The sequence below is a fragment of the Mesorhizobium sp. LNHC209A00 genome (assembly GCF_000502915.1).
Classification (GTDB): Bacteria; Pseudomonadota; Alphaproteobacteria; order Rhizobiales; family Rhizobiaceae; genus Mesorhizobium.
Window position 1 is genome coordinate 573627 of sequence record NZ_AYWT01000001.1, and the last position, 12506, is coordinate 586132.

The 12506-nt window shown below is 63.2% G+C and carries 11 protein-coding genes and 1 pseudogene; 5 read left to right on the forward strand and 7 right to left on the reverse strand.

Annotation, left to right across the window (positions count from 1 at the left end):
- Positions 1-61 precede the first annotated feature (61 nt).
- Positions 62-1348, forward strand: a complete 1287-nt coding sequence (locus X739_RS163115) for a GGDEF domain-containing protein (RefSeq protein WP_023769629.1) — start codon at positions 62-64, stop codon at positions 1346-1348.
- Positions 1349-1376: 28 nt separating this feature from the next.
- On the opposite strand, the gene X739_RS163110 is transcribed toward X739_RS163115, so the two are convergent.
- Both X739_RS163110 and X739_RS163105 read right to left on the reverse strand, forming a co-directional pair.
- On the reverse strand, positions 1377-1865 hold the full coding sequence (locus X739_RS163110; protein ID WP_023769628.1) for a hypothetical protein: 489 nt from the start codon (positions 1863-1865) through the stop codon (positions 1377-1379).
- A 214-nt stretch (positions 1866-2079) separates the two neighbouring features.
- Positions 2080-3087: a ribonuclease gene (locus X739_RS163105; protein WP_023769626.1), complete on the reverse strand. Its 1008-nt coding sequence runs from the start codon at positions 3085-3087 to the stop codon at positions 2080-2082.
- 185 nt (positions 3088-3272) lie between these two features.
- Between X739_RS163105 and X739_RS163100 the strand changes: the two genes are divergently transcribed.
- The 3 genes from X739_RS163100 to X739_RS163090 all read left to right on the forward strand — a co-directional run bounded on the left by X739_RS163100 (position 3273) and on the right by X739_RS163090 (position 7126).
- Positions 3273-4205, forward strand: a complete 933-nt coding sequence (locus X739_RS163100; protein ID WP_023769625.1) for an alpha/beta hydrolase — start codon at positions 3273-3275, stop codon at positions 4203-4205.
- Between the two features lie 99 nt (positions 4206-4304).
- On the forward strand, positions 4305-5480 hold the full coding sequence (locus X739_RS163095) for a CaiB/BaiF CoA-transferase family protein (RefSeq protein WP_015317168.1): 1176 nt from the start codon (positions 4305-4307) through the stop codon (positions 5478-5480).
- Positions 5477-7126, forward strand: coding sequence for a thiamine pyrophosphate-binding protein (locus X739_RS163090; RefSeq protein ID WP_023792252.1), 1650 nt, complete (start codon positions 5477-5479; stop codon positions 7124-7126). The genes X739_RS163095 and X739_RS163090 overlap by 4 nt, the downstream gene beginning before the upstream one ends.
- Before the next feature lie 64 nt (positions 7127-7190).
- Here X739_RS163090 and X739_RS163085 read toward each other — a convergent pair whose 3' ends face one another.
- From X739_RS163085 to X739_RS163060, 5 genes are all read right to left on the reverse strand, one after another.
- A complete protein-coding gene (locus tag X739_RS163085) occupies positions 7191-7634 on the reverse strand; it encodes a CHRD domain-containing protein (protein WP_023769623.1) in 444 nt (147 codons plus the stop codon).
- A 191-nt stretch (positions 7635-7825) separates the two neighbouring features.
- On the reverse strand, positions 7826-8797 hold the full coding sequence (locus X739_RS163080; protein ID WP_023769622.1) for an ABC transporter substrate-binding protein: 972 nt from the start codon (positions 8795-8797) through the stop codon (positions 7826-7828).
- Between the two features lie 40 nt (positions 8798-8837).
- Positions 8838-9992, reverse strand: coding sequence for an ABC transporter permease (locus X739_RS163075; RefSeq protein WP_023792257.1), 1155 nt, complete (start codon positions 9990-9992; stop codon positions 8838-8840).
- Positions 9989-10867, reverse strand: coding sequence for an ABC transporter permease (locus X739_RS163070; RefSeq protein WP_023769620.1), 879 nt, complete (start codon positions 10865-10867; stop codon positions 9989-9991). The genes X739_RS163075 and X739_RS163070 overlap by 4 nt, the downstream gene beginning before the upstream one ends.
- Positions 10868-11160: 293 nt before the next feature.
- On the reverse strand, positions 11161-11952 hold the full coding sequence (locus X739_RS163060; protein WP_023769618.1) for an ABC transporter ATP-binding protein: 792 nt from the start codon (positions 11950-11952) through the stop codon (positions 11161-11163).
- A gap of 130 nt (positions 11953-12082) precedes the next feature.
- On the opposite strand from X739_RS163060, the pseudogene X739_RS01000000165755 reads away from it, so the two are divergent.
- Positions 12083-12486: pseudogene (locus X739_RS01000000165755) on the forward strand (cupin domain-containing protein).
- Positions 12487-12506: the final 20 nt, after the last annotated feature.

Below are 12506 nucleotides of genomic sequence, written 5' to 3' on the forward strand. Positions count from 1 at the left end.
ACAGGATCGGAGTGGAATCGCTGGCTGGCCGCGATTTCGAACAGAGAGCGGATCGACGGCATTGCTGAACAGTTTCCTGCTCCTTGCCGAAGCGATCGTCTACTTCAGCGTCATGGTGACACTTTTCCGCTTCCGCAAGCGCATCGGCCTGGGCGTTTTCATCTGCGCACTCGGCGTCATGCATTTCCTGGAAACCTATCTCGCCAGCGTCTTCTACGTCGCGCTGCCGTTCGGCATGGTCTCGCCGGGCTCGGCGGTGCTGTTTTCCGGCAAGTTGGTGATGCTCCTTCTGCTCTACATGAAGGAGGATGCCGCCACCGTGCGCCAGCCGATCTATGGCCTGCTGCTCGGCAATGCGGTGATGATCGGTCTGGTTCTGCTCCTGCGCCTGCACGCCATCGCTCCGCTACCCGATGGCCGGCTCCCGGACATCGGCTTCATCGACGAGATGGGCTGGCTGATGGTTTGGGGCACGACGCTGCTGTTCGTCGACGCCATCCTGATCATCCTGCTCTATGAGAAACTTGGCCGCGTCCTGCGCAAGGCGCGGTTCGCACGCATCCTGATTTGCGTCGCCTGTGTGCTGACGTTCGATCAGGCGGGGTTCTTCACCGCGCTCCATTTTGTTGCCGGCGCGCCGATCGCGGTCTTCTTCGGCGGCTGGTTCGCCAAGATGGCGGCGGCACTGACCTTCAGCGCCATGCTGGTGGCCTATCTCAAATGGTTCGAGGTCCGGGATGTCCAGATGCCGCGTGGGCTGACAGACATCTTCGAGACCTTGACCTATCGCGAACGCTACGAGGCGCTGGTCGAACATGTCGGCCGCGATGGCCTGACCGGCCTGCTGCACAGGGGACGCTTCGATGCCGATGGCGAGGCAGCCGTCCAGTCCAGCCTGCGCACGGCGAGGCCGCTCAGCCTGCTCATCGTCGACGTCGACCACTTCAAGTCGATCAACGATCGTTTCGGCCATGCCGAAGGCGACAAGGTGCTGAAGGCGGTCGCAACCGTACTTTGCGAGGCGGCAGGCGCTGAGGACCAGGTTTTCCGGATCGGCGGCGAGGAATTCGCGATCCTGAGTTCGCGTCCGCATTCCGTCGCCAGGCTCTTCGGCGAAAGCGTCCGCACCGCGCTCAAGGCATCGGCCGCCACCAGCCGGTTCGAATTGACCGTCAGCGCCGGTGTTTCCACGGTCAGCGAGACGACGCAGTGCCTGGCTGACCTGTTCGCGCTCGCCGACCAGCGCCTTTACAAGGCGAAATCGACCGGACGCGACCGCGTCGTCGGCGAACCCGGCGGGCATGAGGCGGACGCCGATATCGCCTGGACCAGGTCCGCCCAGATCTAGCCAAGTCAATCCAGGTCTAACCTTGTCGCTACGATTTCCTGTGCCGCGCAATGCCTGTCATGGTCGAGACGGCCATCAGCACGATCGCCAGCCATTTCAGCGCCGTGATGATCGGCCCGGCCTGGATGTCGTGGGCGATGAAAAGCAGGATGCCCGGCACCAGCAGGCCGCACATGATCAGCATGATGCGGTTGATCTGCCAGGAGACTTTCGATGCCAGCGCATCGTCTCCGGCCGCCGGAACCAGCGTCTCACGCATCCTCTTGCCACCGACGAGCATGGCCGACAGACGCATCGAGATCGGCAGGCCGAGGCCGATGATGAGGAAGGCGCAGGCGGCCAGGAGTAGCGAGAACTTCAGCGCGCTGGTCTCCGCCGGCACCGGAAACAGCACAGTGGCCAGCGGCAGGAAGACGCCGAAAATGCCGAGCGCGGCGATTGCGATGAAGATCACCGCGTTGATGATCGTAAAGAGATGATAGGTGCCGGCGCCGATCGGTGCGGACAGTGCGCGCATGCGCGCCCACTAGGGCTGGCTATAGGAAAACCCCGGCCATTCCATGCGAGCATCGTTGATCGCAACCATGCCCTTGGCCCAGAAAGCCAGCCGCGCCAGCGCGCTGCTCGTTATGCCACTCATTGCAACCCCCGCTGAATGAACCGCCCTGCGAACATAACAGCAGGCATGGCAAGCGAAAGCCCGCCTAGCTGCCTAAATACGTGCCCGTGCGTTACTGGAACCCGATCGCGTCGACCGTGCCGGTCGGGCAACCGGCCTTGTTCGTCGGCACTGAGGCCAGCAGCAGATCCTTGAGCGAACTGTTCGGACCGATCGGGCCGGCAAGGCCAAGCGTCAGTTCGCCGATCAGCCGCCGGCCGCTCGACGGATCGATAAGGCAGGACACACGCACCCGGTCCCCTGCTCCCGCGCCGAAGGCCTGGTCGAAGGCGCTGCGGATCTGGTCCGCGGTCAGCTTGCCGCCGATATTTTTGGCGAAAAGGTCGCGGACAGGCGAGCTGTTGACCTCACGCATCAGATGAAGGGCGTCGGAAAAATACTCCTGCTGGCTTTTGCCGTAGCAGGTGCCGTGCTTGATCCATTCATGCCGTTCCAGCTTCGAGGCGGTGCCCGGCATCACCTTGTCGAGCTCGGCGCGGGTCGCGGCATCGAGGTTGACTGGTGGCAGGTCCTGCCAGTGAGCCGGATTGTCATTGGCCTTGTCGCTGGCCGAAGCCTGGCAATAGAAATTGCCGTTCGGCTGCGGCCACAGACCGTGCAGCGTGAAATTGGTGGCATCGAATTCACCAGGGTTTTGCGCCTTGCATTCGGTCTTGTTCGACTTGGTCTCGCAGAAGGCCGGCTGCCAGCTCAGCGCGAAGACATATTCGGGTTTTCCCGAGGCCGCCGGCTTGCCTTGCCCGCCGGGTGCCGCCGGCGCGGTTACGGCACTGCTGCCCGAGAGATGGCCGCAACTGACCTTCACCCAACGGCGCTCGGGATCGGCGCCCGGCACTAGGATGAGGTAGTGGGTCGGAGCATCCTTGTTGCCGGCCAGCAATTGATAGGTCTTGCCCGCATCGGTCGAGACATTGCCGGGATTCTTGCCGTTCTTGATCGCCTGCGTCGCGGGACAGGCAGCGTCGGCCACGAAGGTGCCGCTCATCTTGACGTCGGCATGCGCCGCGCCTGCCAGCGAGCCCGCCAGCAAGGCCAATCCGAAAACAACAGCAATGCGCATGGAGAATCCCCTGCTGGAAAGTGGGCGACAGACTGAAGCTGTCTCCATGTCAGAATTGCGATATTTTGCGGGCCCGTGGCAAGAAAGATCGTCGCGGAAAAGCCGGCAGGCCCGATTGACGCAAATCTGGCGCCGGCGCACACGTTGGACATTGCAACGGCGGAACCAGGGGGAGGCCAGCCGGCATGCCATTCAGCCAGCAGCGCGTGGTCCGCTCGCCGACCAAGGCCGACCTCAATCTGTTGATCCGGCAGGCCGACAGCTCTCCGCGTGCGGTGGTCCAGATCAATCATGGCCTGGCCGAACATGCCGCGCGCTACGACCGCTTCGCCGGTTTCCTGGCCACCCGGGGCTTCCATGTCTATGTCCATGACCACCGTGGCCATGGGGCGACCAGGGCGCCAGACGCGCCGCTCGGCAGATTCGCCGACAAGGACGGACCGGCCAAGGTGATCGCCGATGTCGATGCCGTGCACGATCTTATCGCCCGCGAGCAGCCTGACCTGCCGGTGATCCTTTTCGGCCACTCGATGGGCGCGTCCGTGGCGCTGAACTACTTGTTACGGCACTCGAATCGGATCCATGCCGCCGCCATCTGGAACGGCAATTTCTCGCAAGGCTCGCTCGGCCAGGTGGCGCTCGGCATCCTGGCCTGGGAGCGAATGCGGCTGGGCTCCGATGTCCCGTCGCGCCTGCTGCCGAAACTCACCTTCCAAGCCTGGGGCAAGGCGGTCCCCGACCATCGCACCTTGTTCGACTGGCTTTCGCGCGACGAGGCGGAGGTCGCGAAGTACATTGCCGATCCGCTCTGCGGCTGGAATCCCTCCATATCGATGTGGCGCGATGTGGTCGCCATGGCGCTGAACGGCAGCAAGGATGCAGGCTTTGCCGGCATCCGGCGCGGCCTTCCCGTCGCCATCGTTGGCGGCGAGAAAGACCCTGCCTCGGACTACGGCAAGGGCATCACCCATCTCGCGAACCGCATGCGCGGGATGGGCTTTTCGAATCTGGTTTCGAAGGTCTACGCCGGCACCCGCCACGAGAGCCTGAACGAGGTGAACCGGGATACCGTCATGGACGATTTCGCCAACTGGGCGGACGCTGTCCTGAAAGCCTGAAGCTTTGGCCCATAGCAAGAACCGTGACAGCCGCTGCCGGGCTTGATAGAGGCTCTGCTTTCGCAGCGATCGGGATGATTGCAGCAACCACGGTGATTTATGGCCGAACCCCCGCTGAAAGGCGTCCGCGTCGTCGAACTCGCCCGCATTCTTGCCGGACCCTGGGCCGGGCAGTTGCTTGCCGATCTCGGCGCCGATGTCATCAAGGTCGAGAGCCCCGACGGCGGCGACGACACCCGCAAATGGGGTCCGCCCTTCGTCATGAGCCATGACGGCGAGAACCTGTCGGCCGCCTATTACCATTCCTGCAATCGCGGCAAGCGCTCCATCGCCATCGACTTCTCGACGCCGGAAGGCGCCGAGACGGTGCGCCGGCTGGTCGCGACGGCGGATGTGCTGATCGAGAACTTCAAACTCGGCGGCCTGAAGAAATACGGGCTCGACCATGGCAGTCTGAAGGAAATCAACCCTCGCCTCGTCTACTGCTCGATCACCGGTTTCGGTCAGGATGGGCCTTATGCGCCTCGCGCGGGCTACGATTTCATCATCCAGGCCATGGCCGGCATGATGTCGATCACCGGCGAGCCCGGCCGCGAGCCGCAGAAAGCCGGCGTCGCCATCTCGGATATCTTCACCGGCCTCTATTCGGTCATCGCCATCCAGGCAGCACTTCGCCATGCCGAACAGACCGGCGAAGGCCAGCACATCGACATGGCGCTGTTCGACACGCAGATCTCGGCGCTCGGCAACCAGAACCTCAATTATCTCGTTTCCGGCAAGTCTCCGGTGCAGATGGGCAATGCCCATATGAACATCGCCCCTTACGAAGTGCTCCCAGTCAGGGACGGCCACATCATCCTGGCCGTCGGCAATGACGGCCAGTTCGCCAAATTCTGCGCCGCGGTTGGGCTGGGCGATTTGCCGGCCAATCCCGATTTCACCACCAATCCGGCCCGCGTCGCCAATCGCGTGGAACTTCGCGCACGCATCATCGAGGCGCTGAAGATTTTTGATCGCGATCCGCTGCTGGCGAAGCTCGAAGCCGCCAGCGTGCCGGCGAGCCCGATCAACACGATCGGCCAGATGTTCGACGACCCGCAGACCATTGCCCGCGGCATGCGGCTCGACCTCGACGACGGGCATGGCAACCGCCTGCCGTCGGTGCGCGCGCCGATGGTGATGTCGGGCACACCGCTTACTTATGAACGCCCCTCGCCGCGCCTTGGCGAGCACACTGACGAAATCCTTGCCGAACTGGAGAAGTCTGGGAAATGAAGACCGGTGGACAACTGATCGTCGACGCCCTCGAAGCCAACGGCACCGACCGAATGTTCTGCGTGCCGGGCGAATCCTACCTTGCGGTGCTTGACGCGCTGCATGATTCCTCGATCCGCACCATCGTCTGCCGCCAGGAAGGCGGCGCCGCCATGATGGCCGACTGCCAGGGGCGGCTGACCGGCAAGCCCGGCATCTGCTTCGTCACCCGCGGACCCGGCGCCACCAACGCTTCGGCCGGCATCCACATCGCCATGCAGGATTCGGTTCCCCTCATCCTGTTCATCGGCCAGGTCGCCAGCCACGCCAAGGAGCGCGAGGCGTTCCAGGAAGTGGACTACGTCGGGTTCTTCGGCGACATCGCCAAATGGGTGGTCGAGATCGACGACGCCTCGCGCATCCCCGAATTCGTCACGCGCGCCTTTGCCGTGGCGACGTCGGGCCGCCCCGGCCCGGTCGTCATATCGCTGCCCGAGGATATGCTGACCAGCGTCGTCGACGCGCCGGAAGCACTTCCGCACACGCCGGTAGAAACCTATCCCGGCGAAGCCGAACTCGACGCACTGGAAATGCTGCTTGCCGGCGCGAAGCGTCCCTTCGTCATCCTTGGCGGCACGCGCTGGAACGCGGACGCGGTCGCGCGGATGCATGAGATTGCCGAGGCCTGGTCGCTTCCTGTCGGCTGTTCCTTCCGCCGCCAGATGCTGTTCGACCATCTTCATTCAAACTATGCCGGCGATGTCGGCATCGGCATCAATCCGAAGCTGGCAACGGCTATCAAGCAGGCGGACGTCGTTCNCTTGATCGGCGGGCGCATGGGCGAGATGCCCTCTTCCGACTACACGCTGCTGAAGAGCCCCTATCCCGACCAGGCCCTGGTGCACGTCCATGCCGATGCCGGCGAACTCGGCCGGGTCTACCGTCCGACCCTGGCCATCAATGCATCGCCAGCGGCTTTCGTCGAGGCTTTCACCAGGCGCATGCCGGCCGGAACGCCATCATGGGCGGCCGAGACGCCCAGGCACCATGCCTCATATCTCGAATGGTCGACGCCGCCACAGACCGGCCCCGGCGCGGTGCGGATGGGTCCAATCATGGATTATCTGGAAAAGGTACTGCCCGACGACGCAATCCTGACCAATGGCGCCGGAAATTACGCAACTTGGGTACACCGCTTCCATCGCTTCCGCCGCTTCGCCACGCAAGGAGCGCCGACGTCGGGCTCGATGGGCTACGGTACGCCGGCGGCGGTGGCCGCCAAAGCGCTGTATCCGGAGCGCACCGTGGTCGCCTTCGCCGGCGACGGCTGCTTCCTGATGAACGGCCAGGAATTCGCCACCGCTGTGCAGTACGACCTGCCGATCGTCGTCATCGTCGTCAACAACGGTATTTACGGCACCATCCGCATGCACCAGGAACGCGACTATCCCGGCCGCGTCGTCGGCACCGATCTGAAGAACCCTGATTTTGCAGCACTTGCCCGCGCCTATGGCGGCCATGGCGAGACGGTGGAGAAGACAGCCGATTTCGCGCCTGCCTTCGAGCGCGCGCGAACCAGCGGCAAGCCGGCGATCGTCGAGATCAGGCTCGATCCCGAGGCGATCACCCCGACCCGGACGATGACGCAGATACGCGACAAGGCTTAAGGACCGGCAGGACAGAGGGGGGCGCTGTCCCGCAGGCCGTCAGATGTTAGCCGCGCTTCGGGCTCTACATCGCCTTTTCGATCTGGCCGCGAATCTCGCCGTCCTTATTGGCCGCCGTGTGCACATTGACGTAATACTTGCCGGCCTCCAGGTCCGCGGCCTGCGCATCCGTCAGCGTCGCCGACCCCTTGATCGGGCTCTTGAGCTTGCCTTTGAACGGGATCACCGGAGGCGCGTTCTCGCCCGCCGCCGCCGGGCCGTGAATATGCGCCGCTGTCGCCGGGCCGCTGAGGCCGGAATACTTCACGTTCCAGCTGAGCTTCTTCTTGGTGGTGTCGAAGGTGAGAGTGGCCGTCCCCTTGCCCTTGGTGGTAACGGCTGGGCTCTGCTGGCCGCCATCGAGGGTCGCCTTGTATTTTACCATCTCGGCCATGGCTGGTGATGCGAACAGGAAAGCGGTGGAAATGGCGAGCGCCGATAGCGCCGGCAGGAAGGAGTAAGCGCGCATGAAGAACCTCCAATTGGATAGAGCGTGCGTCGCGGCTCCCCGACGCGCGCATGCTTCAATGCAACGGCTTGACGGCGCAATGTATCCCCGCACACGGTTTTGTGATTGGAGCGCATGAAAAAGGGGCGGTCGCCCGCCCCTTTTTGATCGTCAGACCCGGTCTCAGGCGCTGTTGATCGCGCTTGCGAGGCCTACTTGACCGCCTTGTCGGTGATGGCGGTGGTATAGGCGCCTTTCGGCTCCTTGGTGATGATCTTCTGGTCGAGCAGCGCCTTGGCGGTTCGTTCGTAGGTCGCCGGGTCGAGCTTGCCGTCGGCATTGTCGATCAGCTTGGCGACTTCGCTCATCATCCGCTTTTGGTGGTTCTCGTCCTGGCCGCCGCCGTCCATCACGATGCTTGCGGCTTCGTCATTGTTGTCGATCGCGTATTTCCAGCCCTTCATCGAGGCGCGCACGAAACGCACCATCTTGTCCTCGAAGGCCGGATCCTTGAGCTTGTCTTCCGAGGCATAGAGGCCGTCCTCGAGCAGGTCGTTGCCCATGGCCGAGTAGTTGAAAACGGTCAGCTGTTCGGGTTTGTAGCCGGCGTCGATCAGCTGCCAGTACTCATTGTAGGTCATCACCGAGATGCAATCTGCCTGCTTCTGGATCAGCGGCTGCACGTCAAAGCTCTGCTTCAGCACGGTGACGCCATCGGGACCGCCCTCCGTCTTGAGGCCAAGCTTGTTCATCCACGCGTAGAATGGATATTCGTTGCCGAAGAACCAGACGCCGAGCGTATGACCCTTGAAGTCGGCTTCGGTCTTGATCGGGCCATCCTTCGGGCAGACCAGCTCCATGCCGGCCTTCTTGAACGGCTGGGCGATGTTGACCAGCGGCACGCCCTTTTCGCGCGCGGCGAGCGCGCCGCCCATCCAGTCGACGATGACGTCGGCACCGCCGCCGGCGATCACCTGCTCGGGGGCGATGTCGGGACCGCCCGGCTTGATGTCGACGTCTAGGCCTTCGGCTTCATAGAAACCCTTGGCCTTGGCGACATAGTAGCCGGCAAACTGCGCCTGCGTGACCCATTTCAGTTGCAAGGTCACCTTATCGGCGGCCATTGCCTGGAACGCGGCCAGCGACATCGCGCCGGCCAGAACTGGAATAATAAGTCTTTTCATTTTTTTACCCTCTGGAGTTAGTGCCCTGAACCCACCGCCCCTATCCACCACGGACAGAGGGATGCCAAAACGTGACGGCCCTTTCGACAAGGGCGACCACGCCATAAAAGACCGAACCTGCAAGTGCTGCAACTGCGATTTCGGCCCAGACCATGTCGATGTTCATCCGCCCGACCTCGGTAGAAATGCGGAATCCCATGCCGACGACAGGCGTGCCGAAGAACTCGGCGACGATGGCGCCGATCAGCGCCAGCGTCGAATTGATCTTCAGCGCGTTGAAGATGAAGGGAGCGGCGGCCGGCAGCCTGAGCTTGACGAGCGTCGGCCAGTAGCCCGACGCATAGGTGCGCATCAGGTCGCGCTCCATATGACCGGACGCAGCGAGCCCGGCGACCGTATTCACCAGCATCGGGAAGAAGGTCATGATGATCACCACCGCCGCCTTGGACTGCCAGTCGAAGCCGAACCACATGACCATGATCGGCGCCACGCCGATGATCGGCAGCGCCGAGACCATATTGCCGATCGGCAGAAGTCCACGCCGCAGAAACGGTACACGGTCGGCGAGAACAGCGGTGATGAAGCCAGCGCCGCTGCCCACCACATAGCCGAAGAGCACCGCCTTGAAGATGGTTTGCCGGACATCGGCGCCGAGCACCGGCAGCGAGCTGACGATGCGCGCGCCGATGGCGCTCGGCGGCGGCAGCAGGATGAAAGGAATGCCGGCGCCCCGTGTGACGGCTTCCCAGATGATCAGGATCCAGGCGCCGAAGATAGCCGGGATGACCAGACGCAGTGCGGTCCGGACCCATCCTGCCTTCGGCCGCAATCCCGAAAGCACCGCCACACAACGCCAGCCAAGCAGCCAGGCAGCCGTGAGCAGAAGGAAATACGGCGTCAGCGCCGTCCCTTCGAAACCTGCAATGCCCGATATCAGCAGCCAGGCGACGAGATGGGCGCCCATGAAGAGCACCACGGCCTCCGCCAGGGGCGCAATCCTGACCATGGAGATCAGCGCCGCCAGCACGGCCACGCCAAGCATCAAGCCCTTCATTCCGAGATAGGGGTAACCGATACTGGCCGTCGGATCGGCAAGCGCTGCCGCTTCCGGCTTCGACATGGCGCCGAACGCAATCGCGATCAGGCACAGCACGATTGCCAGTACGGCCTGCCAGGAAGGTTTCAGCCAATTCATGCTGGCCTCCCGCCCATGGCGCGGTCGACGATGCGGCCGGCGATGCCGACCACCATCACCAGCAGTGCCGCCACGATGGAGCCGGCGACCAGCGCCGACCAGATGTCGATGGACTGGCTGTAATAGGCGCCGGCCAATAGCTTGGCGCCTATGCCGGCGACCGCACCCGTCGGCAGTTCGCCAACGATAGCGCCGACGAGGCTTGCCGCTACAGCCACTTTCATCGAGGTGAACAGGAACGGCACCGAGGCCGGCACACGCACTTTCCAGAAGGTCTGCGCGTTGCTGGCGTTGTAGGTGTGCATCAGGTCGAGATGCATGATCTCGGGCGAGCGCAGGCCCTTCACCATGCCGACCGTCACCGGGAAGAAAGACAGATAGGTCGAAATCATCGCCTTCGGGATCAGTCCGGTAATGCCGATCGCCGCCAGAACGACGATGATCATCGGCGCCACCGCCAGGATGGGAATCGTCTGCGAGGCGATAATCCACGGCATCAGGCTGCGGTCGAGCGTCGCCACATGGACGATGCCGACGGCGATGACGATGCCGAGCGCGGTGCCGAAGGCGAAGCCGAGCAGCGTCGAGGACAGCGTCACCCAGGCGTTGTAGACGAGACTGCGGTTCGAGTTGATGGGCCGCAGAAAAGTGTTCTCGAAGAAATTCACCGCCACCTGATGCGGCGCCGGCAGCGTCGGCTTGGGCTGCGACAGCGTCTTGCCTATGAGTTCGCCGAACGTGGAGGTTTCGTTGGCACGCCGGTCGAGATCGCGCTGGAACGGCGCGTTGAGGATAACGGCGAAGATGTACCAGAGCACGACCACGCCCAGAAGGATGGAGGTTACGGGGATGATCTTGGAGCGGAAGCTATCCATGGGCGAAGTCTCGCGGAGCACACGCCTTCGTCACATGCGCCTTCGTGATCCTAGGGCGGAGCAAGGAGCGAAGCGACGCGGCGCGGACCCTCGGCTCCATGCCGTTACATTTCTGCTCCGCAGCGGTGCGGAATACGGCTCCTTGCGCTCCACTCTGTTGGGCGGGTATTCTCAGCTGCTTACGCCTCTCGGCCAATGTCGCGGCATGGATCCTAGGGTCTGCGCAGGCTGCTACACGCCTGCTCCGCCCTAGGATGACGAAGGCGCGGTACGCCGCTCGCTTGTCACCCGCCTCAATCATCATAACTATGCCCTGCCCTCAACCCATCCCGCACCCGCGCGGCGATCGCCAGAAACTCCGGCGTCTCGCGGATGTCGAGCGGCCGCTCTCTGGGCAGCGTCGATTCGATGATGTCGCTGACCCGGCCCGGGCGCGGCGACATGACGACGATGCGCGTCGACAGGTAGACGGCTTCCGGAATGGAGTGGGTAACGAAGCAGATGGTCTTGTTCGTCCGTCCCCACAGTTGCAGCAATTGCTCGTTGAGGTGGTCGCGCACGATCTCGTCCAGCGCGCCGAACGGCTCGTCCATCAGCAACAGGTCGGCATCGAAGGCCAGCGCACGCGCGATCGAGGCGCGCTGCTGCATGCCGCCGGAAAGCTGCCAGGGGTATTTCTTCTCGAAGCCGCTGAGGTTCACGAGGTCGAGCGTGCGCTTGATCCGCTCCGCCTGCTCGGTCTTGGACAGGCCCATGATTTCCAGCGGCAGCCCGACATTGCGCTCGATGGTGCGCCAGGGAAACAGGGCGGCGGCCTGGAACACATAGCCGTAGGCACGTCGCTCGCGAGCCTGTTCCGGCGTCATGCCATTGACCGAGATCGTCCCCGAAGTGGGCTTTTCCAGATCGGCGATGACGCGCAGCAAAGTGGTCTTGCCGCAACCTGAAGGCCCGATGAAGGAGACGAACTCACCCTTGCCGATGGTCAGGTCGACATTGGACAGCGCCTGTACCGGCCCGTCATTGGTCTGGAAGGTGAGGTCCAGTTTGCTTGCCGAAACGACGGCTGGCGAAGGTCCCGTCATCGGTTGCTGCCTGCCTTCCGCCGCACGAAAGCGATTGCTTTTATCGTGATGTTGTTTTCCACTCGACCCGTCCCATTGGCCCCAGTCCTGCTGAGTTTGTCCCACTCGATCGACGCCCGGAGTTTCCCCGATGTCGCCTAAACCCACTTGTCATCTTATCCGCCCTGAAAGCACTTATGAAGGCAAGCAGGGCCTGACCTATTTCGCCGGCATCGCCACCGAATCGGTCGGCTCCTCCGGCATCTGCATGCACGTGCTCACCATGCCGCCCGGTGCCCGCGCCAAGGCGCATCTGCACGAGAACCATGAAACGGCGATCTACGTGCTCTCCGGCGAGGTCCATACCTGGTATGGCGACCGGCTGGAGCATCACATCGTCGTCAAGGCCGGCGACCCTTCTACATTCCCGCAGGCGTGCCGCATTTGCCGGCCAATCTGAGCAATGCCCCGTCCTCGGCCGTCATCGCCCGCACCGATCCCAACGAACAGGAAAGCGTCGTCCTGCTGCCGGAGTTGGACGCGCTCGTCGCCTAAGGCTGACGGAAAGCCTTCCG